Annotated in this window: 31 protein-coding genes; all 31 read right to left on the reverse strand. The window is 34.2% G+C overall.

Translation table 11 applies throughout. The annotated features are described in order from the left end of the window. Window positions 1-11: 11 nt before the first annotated feature. On the reverse strand, window positions 12-395 hold the full coding sequence (locus ES948_RS07895; RefSeq protein ID WP_152184412.1) for a hypothetical protein: 384 nt from the start codon (window positions 393-395) through the stop codon (window positions 12-14). After that, window positions 395-1,507, reverse strand: coding sequence for a DNA polymerase III subunit beta (dnaN, locus tag ES948_RS07900; protein WP_152184413.1), 1,113 nt, complete (start codon window positions 1,505-1,507; stop codon window positions 395-397). The genes ES948_RS07895 and dnaN overlap by 1 nt, the downstream gene beginning before the upstream one ends. A gap of 110 nt (window positions 1,508-1,617) precedes the next feature. After that, window positions 1,618-3,492: a hypothetical protein gene (locus tag ES948_RS07905; protein ID WP_152184414.1), complete on the reverse strand. Its 1,875-nt coding sequence runs from the start codon at window positions 3,490-3,492 to the stop codon at window positions 1,618-1,620. Between the two features lie 118 nt (window positions 3,493-3,610). Beyond that, window positions 3,611-4,225: a hypothetical protein gene (locus ES948_RS07910; RefSeq protein ID WP_152184415.1), complete on the reverse strand. Its 615-nt coding sequence runs from the start codon at window positions 4,223-4,225 to the stop codon at window positions 3,611-3,613. Between the two features lie 131 nt (window positions 4,226-4,356). Beyond that, window positions 4,357-5,013, reverse strand: a complete 657-nt coding sequence (locus ES948_RS07915; protein WP_152184416.1) for a hypothetical protein — start codon at window positions 5,011-5,013, stop codon at window positions 4,357-4,359. A gap of 139 nt (window positions 5,014-5,152) precedes the next feature. Next, window positions 5,153-5,932: a hypothetical protein gene (locus ES948_RS07920; RefSeq protein ID WP_152184417.1), complete on the reverse strand. Its 780-nt coding sequence runs from the start codon at window positions 5,930-5,932 to the stop codon at window positions 5,153-5,155. A 300-nt stretch (window positions 5,933-6,232) separates the two neighbouring features. Further along, window positions 6,233-6,526, reverse strand: a complete 294-nt coding sequence (locus tag ES948_RS07925) for a hypothetical protein (RefSeq protein ID WP_152184418.1) — start codon at window positions 6,524-6,526, stop codon at window positions 6,233-6,235. Window positions 6,527-6,626: 100 nt separating this feature from the next. Next, window positions 6,627-6,947: a hypothetical protein gene (locus ES948_RS07930; RefSeq protein ID WP_152184419.1), complete on the reverse strand. Its 321-nt coding sequence runs from the start codon at window positions 6,945-6,947 to the stop codon at window positions 6,627-6,629. Between the two features lie 8 nt (window positions 6,948-6,955). After that, a complete protein-coding gene (locus tag ES948_RS07935; protein WP_152184420.1) occupies window positions 6,956-8,263 on the reverse strand; it encodes a hypothetical protein in 1,308 nt (435 codons plus the stop codon). A gap of 220 nt (window positions 8,264-8,483) precedes the next feature. Continuing rightward, complete coding sequence (locus tag ES948_RS10865) at window positions 8,484-8,642, reverse strand: hypothetical protein (RefSeq protein ID WP_188109484.1); 159 nt, start codon at window positions 8,640-8,642, stop codon at window positions 8,484-8,486. Between the two features lie 33 nt (window positions 8,643-8,675). Next, window positions 8,676-9,215, reverse strand: a complete 540-nt coding sequence (locus ES948_RS07940) for a hypothetical protein (RefSeq protein WP_152184421.1) — start codon at window positions 9,213-9,215, stop codon at window positions 8,676-8,678. Between the two features lie 10 nt (window positions 9,216-9,225). After that, a complete protein-coding gene (locus ES948_RS07945; protein WP_152184422.1) occupies window positions 9,226-9,618 on the reverse strand; it encodes a hypothetical protein in 393 nt (130 codons plus the stop codon). 10 nt (window positions 9,619-9,628) lie between these two features. Next, on the reverse strand, window positions 9,629-11,779 hold the full coding sequence (locus ES948_RS07950; protein WP_152184423.1) for a DUF4942 domain-containing protein: 2,151 nt from the start codon (window positions 11,777-11,779) through the stop codon (window positions 9,629-9,631). A 104-nt stretch (window positions 11,780-11,883) separates the two neighbouring features. After that, complete coding sequence (locus ES948_RS07955; protein ID WP_152184424.1) at window positions 11,884-12,243, reverse strand: type II toxin-antitoxin system PemK/MazF family toxin; 360 nt, start codon at window positions 12,241-12,243, stop codon at window positions 11,884-11,886. Beyond that, entirely contained in the window at window positions 12,233-12,484 is a 252-nt protein-coding gene (locus ES948_RS07960; RefSeq protein WP_152184425.1) for a hypothetical protein, read from the reverse strand. Before ES948_RS07960 ends, ES948_RS07955 begins: the two co-directional genes overlap by 11 nt. Before the next feature lie 25 nt (window positions 12,485-12,509). Further along, the gene (locus tag ES948_RS07965) at window positions 12,510-12,734 is read right to left on the reverse strand and encodes a hypothetical protein (RefSeq protein ID WP_152184426.1); all 225 of its coding nucleotides are present in this window, start codon (window positions 12,732-12,734) and stop codon (window positions 12,510-12,512) included. Beyond that, window positions 12,704-13,096: a hypothetical protein gene (locus ES948_RS07970; RefSeq protein WP_152184427.1), complete on the reverse strand. Its 393-nt coding sequence runs from the start codon at window positions 13,094-13,096 to the stop codon at window positions 12,704-12,706. Before ES948_RS07970 ends, ES948_RS07965 begins: the two co-directional genes overlap by 31 nt. After that, window positions 13,097-13,234, reverse strand: a complete 138-nt coding sequence (locus ES948_RS10870; protein WP_188109485.1) for a hypothetical protein — start codon at window positions 13,232-13,234, stop codon at window positions 13,097-13,099. Between the two features lie 95 nt (window positions 13,235-13,329). Further along, window positions 13,330-14,781: a B-box zinc finger protein gene (locus ES948_RS07975; protein ID WP_152184428.1), complete on the reverse strand. Its 1,452-nt coding sequence runs from the start codon at window positions 14,779-14,781 to the stop codon at window positions 13,330-13,332. A 140-nt stretch (window positions 14,782-14,921) separates the two neighbouring features. Beyond that, complete coding sequence (locus tag ES948_RS07980; RefSeq protein ID WP_152184429.1) at window positions 14,922-15,488, reverse strand: hypothetical protein; 567 nt, start codon at window positions 15,486-15,488, stop codon at window positions 14,922-14,924. A gap of 9 nt (window positions 15,489-15,497) precedes the next feature. After that, window positions 15,498-16,097, reverse strand: a complete 600-nt coding sequence (locus ES948_RS07985; RefSeq protein ID WP_152184430.1) for a hypothetical protein — start codon at window positions 16,095-16,097, stop codon at window positions 15,498-15,500. A 141-nt stretch (window positions 16,098-16,238) separates the two neighbouring features. Beyond that, the gene (locus ES948_RS10875) at window positions 16,239-16,406 is read right to left on the reverse strand and encodes a hypothetical protein (RefSeq protein ID WP_188109486.1); all 168 of its coding nucleotides are present in this window, start codon (window positions 16,404-16,406) and stop codon (window positions 16,239-16,241) included. Between the two features lies 1 nt (window position 16,407). Continuing rightward, window positions 16,408-16,638: a hypothetical protein gene (locus tag ES948_RS07990; protein ID WP_152184431.1), complete on the reverse strand. Its 231-nt coding sequence runs from the start codon at window positions 16,636-16,638 to the stop codon at window positions 16,408-16,410. Continuing rightward, window positions 16,635-16,856 carry a hypothetical protein gene (locus ES948_RS07995; protein WP_152184432.1) on the reverse strand — a complete coding sequence of 74 codons (222 nt, stop codon included), beginning with the start codon at window positions 16,854-16,856 and terminating at the stop codon, window positions 16,635-16,637. The genes ES948_RS07990 and ES948_RS07995 overlap by 4 nt, the downstream gene beginning before the upstream one ends. Continuing rightward, on the reverse strand, window positions 16,853-18,502 hold the full coding sequence (locus ES948_RS08000; protein WP_152184433.1) for a hypothetical protein: 1,650 nt from the start codon (window positions 18,500-18,502) through the stop codon (window positions 16,853-16,855). The genes ES948_RS07995 and ES948_RS08000 overlap by 4 nt, the downstream gene beginning before the upstream one ends. A 131-nt stretch (window positions 18,503-18,633) precedes the next feature. Then, window positions 18,634-18,855, reverse strand: a complete 222-nt coding sequence (locus ES948_RS08005; protein ID WP_152184434.1) for a hypothetical protein — start codon at window positions 18,853-18,855, stop codon at window positions 18,634-18,636. A 58-nt stretch (window positions 18,856-18,913) separates the two neighbouring features. After that, window positions 18,914-19,333, reverse strand: a complete 420-nt coding sequence (locus ES948_RS08010; protein ID WP_152184435.1) for a hypothetical protein — start codon at window positions 19,331-19,333, stop codon at window positions 18,914-18,916. Beyond that, window positions 19,333-19,947, reverse strand: coding sequence for a hypothetical protein (locus ES948_RS08015; RefSeq protein ID WP_152184436.1), 615 nt, complete (start codon window positions 19,945-19,947; stop codon window positions 19,333-19,335). The genes ES948_RS08010 and ES948_RS08015 overlap by 1 nt, the downstream gene beginning before the upstream one ends. Beyond that, window positions 19,940-20,476, reverse strand: coding sequence for a hypothetical protein (locus ES948_RS08020; RefSeq protein ID WP_152184437.1), 537 nt, complete (start codon window positions 20,474-20,476; stop codon window positions 19,940-19,942). Before ES948_RS08020 ends, ES948_RS08015 begins: the two co-directional genes overlap by 8 nt. A gap of 292 nt (window positions 20,477-20,768) precedes the next feature. Then, window positions 20,769-21,023, reverse strand: coding sequence for a hypothetical protein (locus tag ES948_RS08025; protein WP_152184438.1), 255 nt, complete (start codon window positions 21,021-21,023; stop codon window positions 20,769-20,771). Window positions 21,024-21,187: 164 nt separating this feature from the next. After that, window positions 21,188-21,604 carry a hypothetical protein gene (locus ES948_RS08030; protein WP_152184439.1) on the reverse strand — a complete coding sequence of 139 codons (417 nt, stop codon included), beginning with the start codon at window positions 21,602-21,604 and terminating at the stop codon, window positions 21,188-21,190. Window positions 21,605-21,608: the final 4 nt, after the last annotated feature.

Consider the following 21,608-nt stretch of genomic DNA (forward strand, 5'->3'; position numbering starts at 1 on the left):
AACATTTCCTTTTATACCTTACTTTTTAAAGCCATATGCTTCAGTTCTTGTTCCCATGGAAGCAGGTCGTTTTCAATCATGTCATATATTAATGATTTTAGTTGATTGGCTTCCCATTGGTCAATTAAAGCACGGTATGGCTGTCTGAAGCTCTCTTCTTTTGTGCATTTTACGGATTCGACAATATTGTTATTCTCATCTCTCATAAAAATAATGAGATCGTCGCTTTTGCTTCCACCGAATAAGTATTTTTCCAAACACTCAATAGCATCATCAAGATTTAGAGAACTTTTTTTCTCCTGCATTACATATAAAACATACAATGCTTTTACATCTGAGAGCATTTTTACTCCCGCGATATCTCTTGCAATTTTTTTTGCTTCTTTCTTTGTCATTACGCTGCCTCTCTTGAATCACTAGATTCATTTTCTTCCACATCAGGAAGTGCAATCGGCATTATAACTTCTTGAAATTCCCCTGTTTTTAAGGCAATTGGAATATTACTGTCATTAAAACAGAGTTGAATCTCTTCAGAATCGCAAGATGCAAGAACATCTAAGATGTATTTTGCGTAAATTGCAAATTGCAAATCTGTATGAATATACATAGATTCATCTTTTTGCATTTGCACATTTGTGTTTTTGCTAATATCAGAAGCAGCCAATGCTTGATTTTTGATAGTAATTAAAATATCAGACTCAAACATTGAGGCCTCTTCTACTGTTTCTTTAAACTCTTTTACATTAAGCATCACTGTTTGTGAAAAGCTTGTTGGTAAAATTCTTTTGTACTCTGGGTACTTACCATTAATAAGTTTTGTGGAGTAGCTTATAAAAGGAGAGTGTATTGAAAATAATACATCATCTGCCTCCGTTTCAATATCCACATCACTAAAGAGTTTGTCTATTGTCAATACTGTTTGACGAGGCAAAATCAGATGCATATCCTCCATAGAAGTTTCACTTGAAACTACTGCGAGTCTTTTTGAATCTGTTGCCACCATATCAACATTGCCTTTTTTTACATTTATAAACAATCCGTTCAGTTCAAACTTTGGATTATTCGTATCTATGGCATGCACTAAATAATGAATAGATTTTATAGAGTTGCCAATTTCTAGCGTTTTTCCATATCCTTTTTCTATTTCAATCTCTTGTGCTTTTGCCTGTGTACTTATTTTCACACGACTTCTGCTGCTTTTGACAACAATGTGATCTTCGTGTAGTTCTATAATTACCTCATCACTTTTTGTTACCTTCAATACAGTAGCAAGCTTTTTGCCATCAAGTGTAATTGCATCGAAGCTGTTATCTGTTAAATCCGCAGACACAAAGCTAATATTTTTAAAGATAATAGTTTGCATATTGTCTGTTGCTTTAACTTCAATCATCCCGTCGTTTCCAACAAAAGTAATAGCTCCTGCATAATCACCATCTTTAGATGTATATGTATTAGCAATTGCAACTGCATTTGAAAGTGTTTTTGTGTTTGTAGTAATTTTTTTCATTGTGTTTTCCTTGTTTTTTTATTTAAAAATAATTTGTTAAGGGAAAACAATGGCATGCTTCACCCTGTTGGGGAAGTGCAATCAAATGCTTTCCCCAACTTGGGTGATTATTATATTATCTCCAATTCAGCATAAACACGCTTAAATACTTTAGAATTAGCTTTTGCATAAGCATTTAGCTTCTCTTCGTAGTCCATTGTGTTATCACTTTCATCAAAAACAGCTTTTATAATTTCATCTGAAGTCAAGCTAGTGCTTGCCAGCAATATCTCTCCTTCATCATCTTTAAGCTGGATTAATCTTAAAGTGTCTTGATTGTTTTGCAAACAACCGTAGCAGCAAAAAATATTTTCACCATCCCTGTTTCCGCCATCTTCATGAAAATAATTTCCACAAGACTCACACATAACAGAGCAAGAATCACATAGTGTTTTCCCGTTAGAGAAGTTAGTATATGCCTCATCTTCTGGTGCTATACTTTTCTTGCAATTTGAACACTCTTCAGTTTTTTCTTTGGAAAGAAAAATATTTCTAGGCAAATGTGCATAGAAAATACCTTTATCTAAGAGTAGATTTTTATCTTTCTCAATACCAATTCTTACACCAGCTTCGACTAATTTGCCATCAGCATACATATAATCATGAAATTCATTGATAAAATGCATATTTTTATCGAATGTATCTGAGAACCCTTCATGAAGGAATCCGTAGCGATCAGATATTAAATTGCCAATATAATCACTTGCGATTTGATCGTAATCTTTTGGATCTTCGTTTTCAAAAATTCGCATTGGAACGCTGATGTCTAGCGAGTTTGGAAGTTTCTTTTTACCACTATCCCAATTGATGTCAGTAACCGTAACATCTTGCACATAGCTGATTTCGGCAAACACTTCCTCGTCATCTTCTGCAGCACCCCAAGATCTAAAATCCTGAATAGCCTTTGTAATTAAAGCTATATTATGCGGCTGCGCAAACATCTCATCCATATTGTCATAAAGATAGTCGGCAAACTCACCTTCGCAAACTTCAGAGCAAGTCGAATATATGTTTTTTAAAACATTTTCGTCTTTTTTTAATTGTTGCATAGTGATTTTTCTAACCTGAAACTCTCCGTCTCTGTTGAAACTTTCGTCAAACAGATCAAAAATTGCTTCAGCTTCATTGATGTCAATATTTTCTATGGCTGAAAAATCCTCATATGAGCAAATCCCCTCTCCGTAAAGATTCATAAAACCATCATCTATTTCATAAACAATTGGCTCAAAATCTTTATCTTCGGAGATAAGCTCAATTACGTTTCCTTTTACTGGTGTGTAGTCTGGTGACTCCACTACCTGATTTCGTCTAATTGCAGTGATTTTATTATCATGTAAAAAAGACTTTGCAAAAAGAGGAGTCAATGGACTGTTTAAAACAACATTAAGATTATTTTCTGCTATTTTTTCATCCAGCAATTCTTTAACCTCTTCTAGTTTTCCCTGAAGTTTTTCAACATCTGCCTTTGTAGGATTTTGCTTATTAATTTTCATGTTGATTTTAATAAACGCCGCATTCTCAAGCATTCCTGCATAATCCTCAATAAATAAAGGATCATCGTTTTGAATACCTTCATCATCGCTGAAAAATCTTTTATCCAATTCGTAGCGAATAGAATCCAATTCTTCAGATAGAGTTTGATTGTGATGATACATTGCCGGAGAGAGCATTGCTTCCATAGAAATGGATTCTCTCTCTTGCTCAGATATCAACCAGATACGGCTTTCGGTTTCGTTTTGTTTGCGACCTATACCGTAATAAAATACAATATAAAAAGATAAATCTTCTTTTTTTGCACTAATTACGATATTGCTGCAAATTTCAGCATTGTCATACTCGTTCCAGTAGTTATAAGTTGCTCTAAAGTGAACATCTTTAATCTCTATTGTGTCTGCAATTTCTGCACCTAGTAGTTCTGCTGCTATTGTTTTTGTTTCGTTTGTCATAATATTTTCCTTGTTTTGTTTTTTTTGATTTTCGTTACGAAAGCCACAAAACGAGGGATACTATAATGGCATTAGCCACTATAGAAATTTTCTCTCTCTTTTGTGGCTAATGCCTTTTTTACTCTATTTCGGTTTCGACGCTTACATTAACACCTGAAGCTGTTTCGGAGCCATATGCCAAATCTCTAGCAGCAACCAAAGCTTCTGCTTCAGTTTTGCAATGAATTTGGTATGTCTCCTCTTCATATGGCGTTGTTGGATCTTCATCCATATCCATAAAGTACGCACGCACTTGAAACTCTAATTTGTAATCCGTTGGAATACATCTGTATGTTACTTCTGTACCGGATATTTTGCTTGGAATAATTTCCATATCTAAAACTTCAACACCATCAAGCTGTTGTTCGACAGCTGAATATATTGCATCTTTTTCGAGTCTAAGAAGATCGAACGCGCTAAAAGTTAATTCTACTTCCAACTCATTGACTTCTTTTACATCTTCAACTGTGCAATTGTACTCATCGCCAATGCAATATCTTGTGGTTTCAACAACTTCAGAAGTTGCTGTGTTTGCACCATCCCAATCTGCATTGAAATCACGAAACGGATTTCCGCTTTCTATTGAATTTTGCACTTTGGCAAAAGCCTCTTCTTTTGAAGCTGCTTCTACTTTTGCAACACAACTATTCCATACTGTTTCTTCTGCCTCAAATGGCACTAAATAAGTTTTCATAAATTATCTCCTCTGATATACAAAAGAGACACACCAACCCCTTTGGGGTAAATGACTTGTGTGTCTCTACCCCGTTTGGGATTAGCTCTTTATGAGCGACTATTTTATTTAGATTTGTTTACGGAAAATTGTTACGAGAAATGCAACATTGTTTCGTAGCAATTTATTTCGTCTTGCACTTCTACGCAAGCATAACTGTTTTTGTTCCAGATAGTTTCAGCGGCAGCTTTTGCACTAACAAAAGTGTAGTGGCATTCAACCTCAATGCTTTCGCCGATATCTCTTAGTTCTTCTGTTTCCCAGACCTTAATAACAAATCTTGGAAATTGTTCGTAATCATCAAAAAATATAGTTTGTGTATCTATCAACTTATCATTTTTGAATTTATCAATAATGATTCCTGTATCTTCTGATGTTTTTATTTCTATCTTATCCTTGTCCAGCAGACAAATTGTTTGATCTGTATCTCTATATACAATATACTCAACAAGCTCATCTTCCATAATATCCCCGTTATAAAAAGGGTATAGATATTTTTGGTATTGATCAATGAGATACTCTGTTGGATTATAGTTATCTTCAAAACTGTTGACAAAATCCAAAAAATCATCATTTGCATTTTCTGGATTAGATAATATCTCCAAACTTGCTTCTTTTGTCTTGCAGTCATATCTTATTGATAGAACATCATTATTTTTGACTGCTAAAGCTTCAAGAATGTCAAAATTTGTATCAAAATTAGAAGCGTTGAAGGTTTTTCCGTTTGTTTTTAAATTTACTATTGTCACAATGTCTCCTTTATGAGAATAAAAAAGACATACCAATCCCCCCACAGGGATTTGACATGGTATGTCTTGTCCCTGGTGGGATTGGCTCTTATGAGCGACTTTTTGACAATGCGAAGTATTTTAACACCACTAATGTGTATTAAATGACTTCGTTTGCTAATACTTTTATTATTGCATACTCATCAGCAGTACCTTCTCTGTGCAATGATGCACCAGATTCCTCAACCAACTCATGAAATACATCATCACTGATACATTCATCTTTGTTGAGTTGCATAACTCTAAGGAGTGGTTTTTGTATTTTTAATGAACCTGCACAGATATTGCTTATCTCTTCTTGAGAAAACCCAAGAGTTGATAGTGCTTCTGCCATCATTTTGTTTTCAAAGGCAAGGTTTTGATTCTCCTCGTCTTTTTCACTCATTTCTGAGCCTCGATGGTTTCCACACACTTCGCAATTATCTTGTTCATCAAATGTAGTTTCCATACAGCAAATTTCACAGTAATATGTATTACTGTCTTTTTCAACAAGCTCGGAGTTTTCCGGATTGAAAAAGTTGTCAAGCTCTTTGATTGAAATAGATTTCGCTGCATATAATGTATCGTCATCATCGCTATATTTAAAATATGCGTGAAGCTCATTTTTATACAATTTGACTTCCATTTCTTCTAATTTAAACTCGAATGCCTGCAGATTAGACAGTGTAATATCTGAAATATCTTTTTTTCCATCATATTCACGCAAGTCTTCATGCGACATAACATTTGAGCCCAATATTGCCTCGTCAATTATTTTAGAGTTTGAGACATCTTTTTGCGCTTTTTTAATAAGCTCATATTGCTCTTTTGTAATTGTCAACATTGTAATTGCCGCGTCGTAGCTTCCGTGAAAATCCATTTTTATATTAAAAGTTGTCATAATTTCTCCTTCAAGAAAATCGCACACATCAACCCTTGCGGGTGACATTTGATGTGTCTTCCCGCATAGGGTTTGTGAGCTACTGGATAGCAACTATAAGTAGAAATTTTGCAATAAAATACCCTCTGGACTAAACCAGTATTAAGATTTTTACTCTAATAAGTATTTATCGGGGATTTTATTTACAAAAGTTGTTTAATTCTTGCGGTGTAGATGTTGGTACTTACCAATTGACAGTGCTACGCCGATAAACAGTGCAACAACAGCAATAATCTCATAAGTTTCCATATCGTATCCTTTCTATTTTTCTTTTAAATATTTACCTATTATAGCGAATGCCAATCCAAATGTAAACGCCGGAACACTAAAGCTTTTAGTCGTTATCAACATAAACACTGTGGATGCCACTGCAGAACCTCCAATAACATAAAATATATCCGCTGTTAATTCAGCAAAAAATATCTTAACTTTTGTTGATTCTGGGTGTGTGTATATCTCTTCATACCATTTTTTTAGCAATCCGAGTTCACTTAATAGCAATAAGAATATAAGAAGGAAAAAACCGCCAATTATTTTTATTAATATAATTTCCATTTTTAAGTCCTCGAAACTTCCCCATAGCTATTGCTGTGATTGCATGGGAAGTAAATTATTTTTTACCCCCATACAATACGGGATATTTGGATTGCTTTTTTTAAAAAAGACTCTTGCCTGTACCACTATGGACAAGTTCGAGCTTCTCTTTTGCTATGGGATGTCTGGTGTAAAGTCCGTTTTGAACTTCATTGTCTATCTTAAACTCTAGAACTTTAAACTCTTCATCAGACAAAGATATAAGATATCTGTCATCATCGTATGTAGAGTCGTAATCGTTTTGAGTTGAAACAAAAATTACCGGTCCTATATTTTTTTCTTCATAGTGAGCGATATATGAATCCCCTACTTTTGGCAACAATCCTTCTCTAAGAATTTTTTTTCTAAATATTGGATTGCTCACATGATATAGATTTATCATAAACTCTCCTATGCTACAAGATCAAACAATGACGGAGTTTTACTTGTGTAAAACAGCTCATATGCTTTTTTGTAAATCTCATCGCCTGAGATATCAAATACTACAACTCTGTCATAGTCATCAATCTCAAGTTCTTCTGTTTGTCGGCCAAGCTCTGCTCGATACTCTTTGTCTTGAGAAATTTTAATGTTTCCCTTTTTCCACTTGTTGTACCATGCATCGTAACCGTCAACTGAATATCCACTACCACCACCATTGCTGCCGTCGATATTGTTTTCTTTTAAAAAAGAATTTAGATCGCTCTTGAACTGTTTCCAATTCTCAAAACGATTAATTCTCTCTTGCCATTGATATTCATCTGCTTTATGCCATAGTGTTGAGCAAAAGAAAACATCAATGTTCTTTTTTAGAACTTCGATATCACTCAGTGACTCTTTATATGGTGCAGCATAGAACTCTCTAAGCCAGGAGATAAACTCCTTGTCTTTTCTTAAATCGAAACGACCATATCTCTTATTGTCCCAGGAGCTGCCCTCAATCTTTCCACCTCTAAAGTGAAATTTATGAAAATATCTCTCTTCGTATTCATGAACATGATAGCCGTTATCTATGCTAATATTGGCATATTTCCGGAATGGAACAAGATCAAAACTAAGCCATCTGACTGTTCTTTGGTAAAGCTCATAGTCAGATAAAGGAATATCTTTTAAACACCCTTTTTCTTTTTCGATCTTATTGTATTGGAGTATCTTGCTCTTTATTTCACCGGATATAAACTCTTTAATAAGAGCTTTCATCTCTTCCTGTGTTTTTGGGAGCATGTGGGAAAAGTCTGTATCGTCATAGTGCCACCATTCGCCTACATCATGAAACACCTCAAAAAAGCTGTATTTCTTTAAAATGTTTGCTTTTCTTATGCGGTCACATTCGCGATAATACTTTGCCCATCTGTTGTCTTCTCCTCCTGTTGGAGCCGGTGGTTCTTCTTCCTCAAACTCCTCATCATCTCCAAACAAGCTAAGTTGTTTTGGTTTTGAATCATTTGGATTTTTAAGAAGTGGCCACCAGTCACAAAGCGCCTTTAAAACACCTTCAAGTTTTTCATCGGATGTTTTCATGCAACTGTTTGTTTTGTCATAAGCTACTTTTAACTGAAGCCATACAATCCAATCATAGTTTGTTTTATTTGCTTTGTCTCTAATAGTAAGGAGTTGATACTTCTCTTTTTTTGTTATTAGGACCTCATCAAAATTATTTTCTAATGTTTCAAGATATTTATTTGTTGCGGTCTCTTTTTTTACTGTGCAGCAATACATTATGCTTCTCCTATTATAATTCTTACCACAATTCCTGCAGCAATTAAATCAGCTATATAGTTAGCGGCGAAGCTTGACATTTTTTTTACTTTTATTGTTTTCATAATAAGTCTCCATGACTTTTTAGACATAGAAATCCCCAAAGGGAAATCTAGTCGATTAAAACTAAACTCCCTTTGGAGCTAAACTTATTTTAGAGTTGAGTAAAAGATATTTAACTTTAATTTTTTAATGTAATGAGCGCTTTTTCGATTTTTAACTTCATTTCTGGAGTAAGATTGTAATTTGTCAAAAACCATTGAAGGCCTTCTTTTGAAAAATCTTTAAAATCTTTTTTTGCATACTCTTCTAACATTAAATTTCTTATAAAGTCAGTCATTTTTTTATCCTTTATATCCCATCGGAGGGATAATTACTTTTCTGCAAGTGTTACAGTAATCCATGTGTCATTACTAAATTCATTCCACATGTCATCATTTATTGCTTTCAGGTCGTTTACTTCGCTTATAAACCATTCTATTTCACTTTCTAGTTTTGAAGATATTTCTTCTCCTTTAAAAGATGCGTAGACTAATCTAGAAACTTCTTTCATTCCGTTTGCAATGAAATTTGTTTGACCGCCTGCAGAATGGTAGCTGGTAAATACCAGATATTTTTTGTCATTTGGTAGTTTAAATGCCTTCCATTCTGCAGTTTCAAACAATATTGTGTCGCCACAATCTGCTTCAATTGCTGCAACCTGCGGAGCTTCATCAAAATACTCGCCGGTTTCAGTCGGATTTACCAGATATGCCATCGCTTCAAGCAATGCAATATCTCCTTTCTCCTCCTTAAGGTCTATTAGAACTTTATGTGCCCACTTTTCTTTTTGTGAAGGCGTCCAATCTTCAAATCCTTTTGGCGCCTCTGCTTTTACTAAACCCGGTTGTAAAAATCTAATTTCTGCTTGCATTTTAATCTCCTTAGTTTTCAAATATACATTCACAGGCAATTTGTTTCCAATCTTGCTTGCATTCTTTTTTCATTTTTTCTAACGAGTCATAAAAATATTTCACATTGTTTTCTACTTCACTTACTGAATAATCAGCAAGGTTGATAGTTTCTGTTTTATATTCTCTTGCATCTCGCTCACTATCCTCATGCCAATCATAAAAGAACTTATCTTGCTGAGAATAGATCCAAATATCTTCTGTGATTTTGATAGCTACCTGCTGATTGTCCACATCTGTAAACAATAAGCATTCTGCATCTACACCATATTTTTCAATTTCCTCAATCGTACCGACTGAAGCTTCGTCCCCAATAATTTTCAGTTCCATTATGATCTCTTCTTTTTGTGTTTTTCCTAAAAACATCTTTTCTCCTTTATGCAACATCAAACAGCGTGCCATTCTTAAAAACCTCTAGCTGATTTTCGTCATAAAGATTTGATGTCTCCATCTCCTCTTTTTTAACTTCGTCATCTTTGGCTTTGATTTCAGATTCGCTGTTGTCTATTACAGGGTTTTTTTCATTCTCATCTTCAGCAGATATGTTTATGTTCATATTTGGAAGCAAATTTTGAATATTTTCAGGAAGTAGTGTAAAACTGCTTTTCCAATACTCTGTTGCATCCTCAATACTTATATCCATCTCCTCTGAAGCGTGTTTTGGATCCTTTAACCATCCTCTGATGCGCCCAACTTCCAAGTTTAGTTTTTGCATAAACTTTTTATTGAACTGAAAATGGCAGTTTCCGTTTTTGTGTGGTTTTACCGTTGTGAAAATATCACTCTCTAGAAGTATTGTATTTTCATGGAAGTATGCATCACCGATTTTATATTGAACCCAATCAGTTTTGTTTTTATCACTATAAACATAAAGCACACCATCTTTTTCCATTACACGCTCACCGTTTTCATTTGGCTTGTTTGTATGCACATATACTTCTTTGATTTTTCCATCAAGCGTTTTGGTGCCTTTTGGAAGAATTCTGTTTGCAACGGCAAAAAAGATATTGGACTTCACTCCATATTGCAACTTTCCGTTGTATTTGTTTGAATTTTGAAATTCTTCGTCATTTACTGCAAAACCAAGGTTTCTTCCAATTACAGAAACATCTCTGATGTTTTCATACTGTTTGTCAGCCACTCTGCCTTCTCTTTTATCCCAGTCATCCACATAGTAATGGAGAATGACTCTGTAATCAAGTGCATATTTGTCAAGTTTTTTATCTCGCTTGTTGTAACGAAAAGTATCCTTCACAAAATGCTGATTTGACTTGTAAAGTCTTATCCCCTCCTCTGTCGTGAATGTGTCATAAAGCTCAAGCATTTGCTCTTCATAGTAATGGTTTGCATTTTTAAGTACCCAGATAACAACAGATCGAATGTTACTCTCATTAAAATCAATACTTGCATTTGCCATTAATTTGTTTTTGAGTTTGTCTCTTGTTGAGCGAGTCAATCTTTTTGTAATCTCTGTGAGATTATTAAAGATCTCTTCCCAATATAAGTTTTTGAGTCCTTGTATTTTGAGTTTAAATGACTCTTTTACCTCGTTCAACTTTATATTGAGTTCCGCAAAAAGTTCTTCATCAAGTTCGGAAAGCTTCATATAGTTACCTATAAGTTTTTCCATCTCTTGATTATAAAGCTGGACCAGTACAGAGACCAGGTCTCTCCCTGATACAAGTTCATTCTCTACTCTTTTTTGAAACTCTCTCTCTTTTTTTTCTGCTCTGCCAACGGAAGAAAAATAATCATCTTCCTTCTCCTGTGCTTTAATTCTAAATGTCTGCTCAAACCATAAATCAAATGGATCAACGGCAACTTTAGAATCGCCTCGATGGTATCTGCTTTTATCATATTTCATATAGTTGAGTTCTACTTTTACAAGCGAAACATATGCCCTAGCCTTACGATCCTCAGCATTTAAAAAATCAAAGTTACCAATGATTTTCACTTTTGCCTTACGATCTTTAAGCGCCTGTGCTATACCTTTGTGCTTTCCCCATCTCTGTGGAATAACAAGATAGATATATTTTGCATTTGCTTCGCGTATGATTCTTGTTGCCCATTGTTCATACTGAGAGTACGGCGGATTACAAAACACTACATCTGCTTGCTTGTCAATCAGAGTATTCTGCTCAAAATCCATACCGACAACAAGTGTTTCTTTTGGCATCATATCGACTAAAATCTGAGATTTTTCAATGACCATGTATTTGGTAATAAACACACGATTAGCGTATCTCTCGTTCTCGTCTCTCCATGATTTGCTCTCTTTTTTAATATCGTGGTAATAGTATTCGCCAAGAAGCGGTTGCTCTTGGGCAATCTTTTTAATGGTATCAAATACTTTACCATTTCCGGCACCAATATCAAGCATTGTGTATCTTTTGCCGCTGGCACGATATTTTTCTTCGCCGACTTTATCCCCAAGTAGGTCCCAATACATTGCTTCAATAATTTCGCGCGTTGTCGGGTACCATTCAAAGTCTTCTTTTAGTTTTTTTATAGTTTGTAAAACTCCCATATTATTCTCCTATGGATTTTAATACACAAAGCACTAAAATCCCATAGTGGGAATTTCAGGCTCATGTGTATACATGATTGAAACTCCCTATATGGAAGTTAAACTTAAGCTATTTTATAGGTAGGGTTGAGTGTTTTTAGCACTTTTGTATGGATATTTTCAAGCATCTCGTTGTCAATACTTCCAATTTTTTTTACAAATCTCTTTTGAGAAAAGTTTTTTATTTGGAAGCATTCTATAGCAGAGAGCTTTGATAATCCATTTTGAGGGGAATTTTGAATTTTTATTATCCATGGAAAATCTTCAAAGAAATCTTTCCACTCCGTAATGGGCACAACAATGCTCAATCCAAATCGTCCAATGCTATCGCTATTGATAACTACAGCTGGTCGTTCTTTTTGAATTTCACTGCCTATACTGGGATTAAAATTAATCATCCATATATCGCCTTGTTTAATATTCATACAACTCCCCTCCAGTTTCTCCAAGTTCATCACATAAAGCCAAATACTTTTTGTTTTTAGAGGCCAATTTTGCACCCTTTTCCCATTTTGCTAATTCTTGTTTTTCAACATACTCTTCAATCGCTGTTTTGTATATTGAATTAAGAGAAACTTTTAATTCATCTTTTAATTTGCTAACTTCTTTTTTTAGATTAGTCGGAAGATTAAAAGATACTTTTTCGTAGGTATTTTTTACAGTCATTTTTTAACTCCTCTTTTTAATACCATTATACAACATTTTTTAAAAAGTATAAAGCTTCATCGTCTATCTCTGATTGAGAAAGATTACTGATTGGTTCATAATAATATACCATTGGCATAATGTCCCAATTTGCATCTCTGTAATCAGTGATACCTTTTAAAGCTAAAGCTTTTTTTTGTGCTTCTGGACTCAAATCCTCAAAAAAGATTCTTTCTGAGTCTAAGTCTCGGCTATCTTTTTGGAAAGCCATCTCTTCTTCTCCTTTTTAATGTCCCATGAGCTCAATCCATTACCGAAAATTACTTTATAAAGTATTTCAATAAGCTCTTTTGCCATTGGAATAATATTATTGTCTGTGTCATTTCTCCAGCCAGTGATAATAATGGCTTTTGTTGGAGATTTTCTAACAGCAACAACTGTATATGAACCGGCTTCCGGATCGTGCACTTCAAGAGCGATTCGCTCTCCAATTTTTGCTTGCTGCAGCTTGCCTGCAAGAGGATGTGCATAACTTACGCTATTTAGTCCTCTGAGGTAAAATTTTATTAGTGCGTATACACTAAAAACGATGCTGAATTTAATTTCAGTTTTTTGTGCTACAACATTATTCATTTAATTGCCTCCAAATTGAGCCGCAACTACATTTTCGCAGTTTTCTATATAGATCGAATTGATTTCGGCAAACGCCTCTTCCATTTCCCATATGTTTAACTCTCGTTGAAGTTCTAATATATTGTCTAGTTCGTACATTTTTATTTCCTTATTGTCAAAAAGAAAGCAGACCTATCCCCCAAGGGAGATAGAATTTACTCCCTTGTGGATTTGAGTCTTAATGACTAACTATTTTATTCAAACGATACATTTACTTCAGTTATATATATCGTTTCTTCTCTACCTGCTTTATTAAACGGGATTTTAAGATAATAGATATCAAGATATCCATAGTCTTGAAAGATAGAGCCAATAAATGCATAATCACTTACCAGTCCGCTTTCGTCCACATCATCTAAAATAGGATCTATTTTAAATAACTCTTTTAAATGGTTTTCAAGACTTTCTTTATCTTTCCATCGAGTGCCTGTAAGCTTTTTGCTCTCATTTGCGATGAAACCGATTTTTCTGTCTTGTGCAAAACCTTCGAGTTCTTTTGAAACTGATTCTAGAGAACAATATCTTCCTGTTCTTGCATTATCAATCTCCTCTTCATTTGTTATGTCCTCAAGATACCCTTCGTACATTGGCTGCATATAGTATGGATCATATTCATCCACATCACCATCTTCACCGTAAAGTTCGGATGTTTCAATAATTACAGCTCTGAGGTTTGTTCCTTCGAGGATTTTATTCGCCTCTTTTGCAAAATCTTCCGGTGTTAAAGAGAGTGCTTTTTTCATACATGTTTCACATATGTATTGAGGATCATCACAATTACAAACTTTCTTAATCAAGTCTATATGTTTGCCCTCGCACTCCTCTAGTGGTACATGATAATGTTCTGTATGTTCTTTGTGGGAATCGTAACAATCATCACACATTCCCGCTCCGCAAGAATCACACAAAAAATGGGTAGAATTATTTTCTTTACAATAGACACATGGCCTAATATCAATCATTGCATCATCGTTATCAAGTGTTGCAAAAATTGCATCATTTAAAACTTTGAGCTTTTTATTGATTTTTATTTCTTTATCAAACCACTCTTGGGCATGTTCAATACTCTCAAAACAATCAGCCTGAAGCTTATCCTTTTCATCATATATCCCAAACTCACCAGCTTTATATTCTTTGACAAAATATGTTCTATTGCCGGCTTTTATTTCATATGCCTTTGTTTTATTTATGAGATAGTTTTCCAGTGCATCCTCGCAGTCAAACTCAGCAATAACATAATCGTCATCACCCGTATCTAACCATAATTCTCCATCCTTAAAGCTTTTAAAGACTCTAAAGTGAACGCCTTCATAGTTATAATACGCCAATCCATTTTCTAAACCATGTAAAGTTCTACTGGCTGTTACCTCTTGTAGTGCAACTTCTTTCAATGAATTGTTATCTGTTTGACAATTTGGGCATTCAAAACTATCTCTATCCTCAACCATAAAGTAGCATCCGCAATCTTCACATTCAAATTTTTCCAAATCTTCATCTTCATCTTCGTTATAGATAACTACTTTTAAATCGTGAAGCATCACCTCGCGGTCTCTATCAAAAACTCTTACTGAATTATATTCATCAATTCTAAGCTCTTCCAAAACCGCTGTTGTTACTTCTTCACCTGTTACTATTATTTCTGTCATAATTTGTCCTTTATAGGTTAAAAAAGACATACCAATCCCTACAGGGATTTGACATGGTATGTCTTGTCCCTGTATGGGGTTGGCTCTATGAGCAAGTTTTTATTACTAAAACATTCATTTGAATTAATCAATATTCTGTTTTAGTCATTTCCATAATCTATTGCATTTTTAATGTCGATGGTGTTGTCGATGTTTTGAAATCTTTTTGGCTCATTTTCTCTGCACATAGTACAAATATATAAGCTATTTTGACCTCCATCTACAACAGTGGCATATGCACTATCACAACAGCTACAATAGACTTTTTTTGTTTTTTTTGGCAATAGCACATCTAAAATAAAATCATAAGCGCTAATGTATTTTGTGCAAGATGATAAATGATAATCATCAATAATTGATTCCATATGGTCCAAATAATACTCATACTCATCATAGCCATCACTGTTTTTATACTCAGTGTATGCTTTTTGCGCCAAGTCTTTGTATTTTGGATTGGAGAGCAAGAAATCAGTAAAAAGTTCTTTGTTAAAATACAAAACTTCTTTCTTTTTCTCTTCTACTCCAATTCTAACCCATTTTGGAAAAGCTTTGTCGATACACATATCAATCATACTTCCATCAAAATCGCCATTCCAATTTGTTTCCAATTTTTCAGAAACATATTTAAGATTTTGTTGCGTTAGACGCATTATTTTTAAACTTTTCATGACCATATCCTAAAGAGCACCAAGCGTATGGAGAGATACTTTATAATCTGTGTTTTCACAAACTAATCTATATTCTTCATTTTCTTTAAATATTCCAAGGATATTGTCTTCATCTATATTGATTTTATATAAAAATCCATCTTCTTCATATTTTGTAGACAACAAATAGTCATCTTCAAAATCCCACATGAAACAATATGGACTTCCATCAATAGTAATTACATCTGCCTTTTCCAACAGCACCTTAAACATTTCAACACTTATTGCGTTTTTTTGTTTTCCAAGTTGCTCAGAGTAAGTGTTCCACAGTGAAGTTGTATAATGAAGTTTTTCGCCACATCCTGATGCTATTGCTTCAACATAGGGTGTTTCATCATAAACTTTGTGTGCATCTTGCAAGCAACTGTCTGAGCCATTATTATTTTCAAGAGTGTAAGTTCCTTTGACTAATTCAAAATCTGTTTTATCAGACAATATATCAAAAGCCCAACCTTCTCTTTGCTTCTTGCTCATTGCCTCAAAATCTTCTGGCTTCTGTGCAGTTATCAGTCCTGGCAGGATGTATCTTATTTCTATAATTTCTTTATTGTTTGTATTTTCAGTTGCCATAATTAATCCTTTAAAGAATTCAGAACACACCAACCCTTACGGGTATGACTTGATGTGTCTTCCCGCATAGGGTTTGTGAGCTACTTGGTAGCAACTAATGCGAAGTATTTTAACACCCTTGAGTATTAAATGACTTCGTTTTTAATATGAACCTTCGTATGTGTCATATCCATCCAACTCTTTTACATAAAAAAGCGTATCGGATATATTGCTTTGAACTAAATCAAAACATAAGGTTTCATCATTTTCTTCTTCGGAACGAATAAAAGCCAAGCAGCTCTCAAGAGTTCCTTCGTATACTGTATGCATCTTACATTCCTTTGATCGACTGAATTGAACCGTGTGGAGGAGTAATTCTCCTAGTTTCTACTTCAAAGCCTGAAAACATACCTGTTGATAAATCAACAAATATCTTAAAATTTTCGTTGCTTGTCGCGTAAACCAGACTGTCTCTTCCGTCCACTGTAGTTCTTTGTTCAAAATCAACATCAAGAAACCGTTTCATTGCATCATGAATTTGTTTTTTTGTATATTGTTTCATTTTTGATCTCCCTCATTAAGGCTTTGAGTATTTAACCTTTTTGCAAGATTATCCGCTGCTTCAAAAGTTGCGAAATATTTTGTACCTACGGTTGCTATAAAGCCAGAGTAGGATACATTTATTTTTTCAACACTGTATTTACAGCCATCAATGCGTCCATCGTAAAACGATACAACATAAACAAATTTTTTGTTTCTTACTTTTTTATAATCAATCATGATGCCAATCCTCCGTGCGCGATAATTGCATGGTTTACTGCTCGCTTTGTAAAGCTTGAGTTTTCCATTTCCAACAGCACATCACCTCGGATGCCACCAATCTTACTTGTATCAATATGATGTTTTGCGATAAACTGATTTGTTCCATACTCACAGTTTCCTGCTTGTATTGAATCTGCAATACCAATAAATACACGAGAAGCTTTTTCAAAAAGTTCTGCTTGAGAAATTTTCTCAAGTCTTCTTTTTTCTAAAGCCTCTAACACCTCAACAATAAATTCTCTTAATGTTTGTGTTCCATCAATATCGCGCGCTATTACATCACATATATCAAAATGGTACTCCTCGTTACCTTGCTTAATAGCCCATTGAACGGTGTCTAAAGAACCCGATATGCTTGTTTTTACAAGCTCATAGTCATATCTTTTTTCCAATCGCTTTATAAGCTTCAAATGGTTGTAAGTTTTTATTTGAGGAGCATTTGGTTTTGAAGAAAATTGACAAGGAACTGTTGTGATTTGAATCGTTAAGTCATCTTTCACTTTAATTGCCTTGCCAATGATTGCATAATAAGTTTTTGCAAACTCTTCTTTAATTGTTTTAAGTTCCCAAGATTGGAGACTCTCAACAATTTCGATTGCTAGATCATTTTTGTCTTCATATATCAACTCAACAAGAGTCTGGTTCACAACACTATCATTATAGTAGTTGTTGTCGTATCCACCAATCTCAAGTTCATTGTAAATATATGATTTCATATCAATATCATCTCTCCATGAAGCTATGATTTTGACAAATTTTTCTTGTAGCTCTTTATCTTTTTTACAATACAGAGCATAGAACTCATCTTCATAAATTTCACCCTCATCATCACGATAGGTCAAGATAATCTGTTCGGATTCATATTGATGCCCAACATGCCAATCTTTACCTTTTCGGTGATAGACGCAGAGTTTATCGTTTGGATCAAGTTCTTCAAAGTGTGTTTTCATGCACTCTTCAATATCCATTCGCCAGAAGTCATCAACAATCATTTCATTGTAATTGTCAAGCCTTCCATCGATGTGTTTACAGTTGTATCTATCTTCCATATAGCCTGAGCCATGAACCAGTGAGTAATCACCAATATAGCCGTTGCTGTTGAAAGAAATTATGTCGTCATCATATTCCCACTCATCCTCATAATCGAAGAGCTCATCTTTGTAAAGTTCTTTTTTGTCAAACTTTAAAAGATTTTTTATCATCTCTGCTTGAGAATTGATATCACTTTTGTATTTCGTGATTGGAAAATAGCCAAGAAGCTTATCTGGAGCATAGTAAATTGTTATTTCACTTACACCTTCAAACTTTTTGTCTATCAATTCTTGTAATTTGATTTGTGATTGCGCTTGTTCTTTGCTTTCATACTGAAAGTGTTTTTTGGAGTCTGCTGCAATCCATATATCTTTTACGAACAGGTTGTTTATATTGGATTTAGAGATTTTATCAAGGATAAATGCTTTCTTTTTATCATCCTTCAATATTCCCCAGCCATACACAAAATGATATGGAGCTTCATAAAGCTCATACCCTTTACCTTTTACAGCCTTTCCAATGCGAAACCCATTTGCCTCAATGTTTTTTATTGTAATTTCTTTAGCATTCATAATTTACTCCTATGAAAGAAATAAACATATGTTTAAATTTTGGCATAGGAGTCCCTTTCGGGAGCTTCTAGCCACATATGTTTATGCGGTCAGAGCATCCCGAATGGGGGTGCTAAACTAATTCGTATCTATTAGGCGACTTTAAATTTTTGAAACCAGTCAATACCGTAATTTATATCTTTTTCGATATGTAAATGGCAATAGTCTGTGGCCGTCAAACTCCAATAAAGTCGATTGATTGTTTCTTTGAGACGCTCATCTATAAAGCCGTAAGCTCTTAACATAACAACCGTTGAGGTTTTCATGCTTTTACTTATTACTTTTGCTAGAATATCTCTTTGTTTTTTATACACCTCATCATTTTTTCTTACATCTTGATGGTTTCAAGTTTTTGTTGAAACTCTTCCATGACTATACCTCTCTCAATTCTTGAAGTGTTAGCCACAGGCCATCATCAATATCGCTTTGTAATACTCCACTCTCATAAAGAGTTCCTATGTATTCTAAAGCGGGACCAGGTTTGTAAAATGTTGTGTGGTACCACAACGGAATTGATTCTCCATCGCGCTGTATTACAACATTTGGTCTGTAATCCTGAGTTAATCCACTAGATTTTATTGCAAACACAATATCTTCTGTTATAAAAGACACAATAGTGAAGTCCCCCTGGTTTCCAATAACTTTGTCTTTGTCATCAAACCAATAAAAAATATGGTCGTCATTAAAAGAGCCGTCATATACACCAATTGCAGCCGTATTTGTAAAAACACCTTCTGCATCCAGGTAGTCATCATTCCATCTGCCTTTTACTTCTATTAATTCATAACTCATTATCTATCCTTCATATAAAAATTAATAAGAGATTTTCTGATCTCTTCTTGTTTTGTTTGAAACTTTATAGTTTTTAAAAAATCCATACCGAAGTGGTTACGGATTCTTTGAGTTTCTGGTGAACAATAACTGCCCTCCCACTCTTTTACAAAGTTGCTTTTCCACTTTCTTCCATACTGAACCATAAAAAATTCAATTGTTGCAGCCATGCCATCAAAGTTCATTTTCTTAAATGAGTTTTCATAAAAATACAAAGCATCTTTATGTTTTTGAGACATTATTGCTTCAACTTCTGCTGCCGTAATTGGCTTAAATGTATCATCTTTTACATAGATGTAATTTTGATTCATTTTAACCATTGCAAGCAGCCCTTCGTAAGACAATTGTATTGACTCGGGAATATTTTTATAGTTCCAATTTGCAAGATCTTTTAATGTATCACATCTAAACAAGTGTGTGCCTGACTCTCTATAAAGAGAAATAAAATCTCCTTCATATCCAGTTAGCAACAGCTTGTCGTGTTCTGTGATATCTTCTTTGAAGTTTTCAACCACAGGCAGCACCTCTTTTAAGAGCACTTGATATCCCGAGTTGATTTTTGGTATTTTACACATGAAGTCCTCCTTGGGAAATAAATTCTGTTGCATCGTCAATAGAGGTAAATCTATCTTCCAAGCATTTGCCATTTTTCCACACAGAGAATTTTTGGACACCATTGGTGTTGAATTTAATCGTTCCACCTTTGAATTTATCCACTACTGTGTATTTCATGCTTCCGTTTTGAAGTTTTACAAAATCCCATTTTTCCAACAGATAACTTCCTTCTTTAAAATTGATAATCATTCCATCAATATTTAAAAAAGTGTTCTCAAAATAAATTTTCAAGAACTCCGCATCTGTAAAATTTATGGCAAGGTTATAGATATTTCTATCAAATGCAATTGCTTGCTTAATATCAATCCATGACTCTCCACCTCTAGGACCTATTTTTGGTATCTTTATTGTTGGTAAATCTTCAAGAAAATCTTTCCATGAAATATATCCATAACGCGATTCACCATAATTAATATAGGGAGATTCAGTACCTTTTAATAATAAAGGTAATTCAATTCCCCATACTCTTCTGTTTTTTAATTTTGACATAATAAAAAAGTCCTCCCAGACTATAATAAAGCATAGGAGTCCCCAAGGGAGTCCTAGCTTATACCTTTCGGTGTGCTAAAACTCCCTTTTGGAGTTAAACTTTTTTGACATTAAAAATCCCTCTGAACTTAATCAGTGTTTAAAATTTAACAGTTTTAAGCTAGGGGGATTTTAGTTATTTGGAGTGGGAATGGTTAGAATTGCTTTGGTAAAAGTAGTATAAAAAACCTACAAACATTAAAACAGCAATTGCCATCAACACGCTACCAATTATTTGAATGTTGTCCATATTCTATCCTTTTTCAAGTTCTAATTCATTAAGTTTTTCAAAGTAAGATACTCTAATTTTATAATAAATTATAGCCAGAAAAGGAATTAAAATCAATAATACAAACATTCCGGCAATAATCATTCCGCTACTTTTTTCAACTAATTTAATATAAAGACTTCCGAAACCTCCAAAAAAGACAGCAATTAAACCGAGTACAAAAAACATTCTTGTCCTCAATTCTATTGCTTCTTCTCGAAGTCTATCAATCTTTGCCATAATATTCCTTTTATTGCGCAAAAATCCCTCTGAACCTAATCAGTGTTTAAAATTTAACAATTTTAAGTTATGGGATTTTTAGTGTTTGTGTTTCTGTAGCTTTTTAAGGTCTTTTTCCAGGGTGGAAGCGCCTATTGTTAAAAAAGCTATTATTGAGCCGAGTATTAATGTTCCGATGATCGTTCCCATTGTTGACTCCTCTTCTCTTTAAGTGTTTCGTAAAAAATATTGATATATCTTCTACTCTTTTCTTTTAGTATTATACCAACAAAGAAGACAATGGTCAATATCCAAACTGTTGCAGTTTGAAACCCATCATCACTGCCCATATCCACTATAAGAGTCACTATTGAGAAAGAAGCCGTATTTGGACCAAGGTCTTTAAAGAAGTATAATATACTGGCCACATTTCTTTCTCGTTCTGCATTGTCTACACAGCTATCAACTGTTTTTTCAGCCAACAGTGCCAAACCATTCCTTAGCATTAAAAGCAGCGGAAAGGCTTCGACCACAATTAACCAAAACAGTATCTTGTGATGGAGATAAAAACAAATGAATTGATTCCACATGGTTTCAAACATCTTA

Origin of the sequence: Sulfurimonas indica (assembly GCF_009192995.1) — a bacterium.
Lineage (GTDB): Bacteria > Campylobacterota > Campylobacteria > Campylobacterales > Sulfurimonadaceae > Sulfurimonas > Sulfurimonas indica.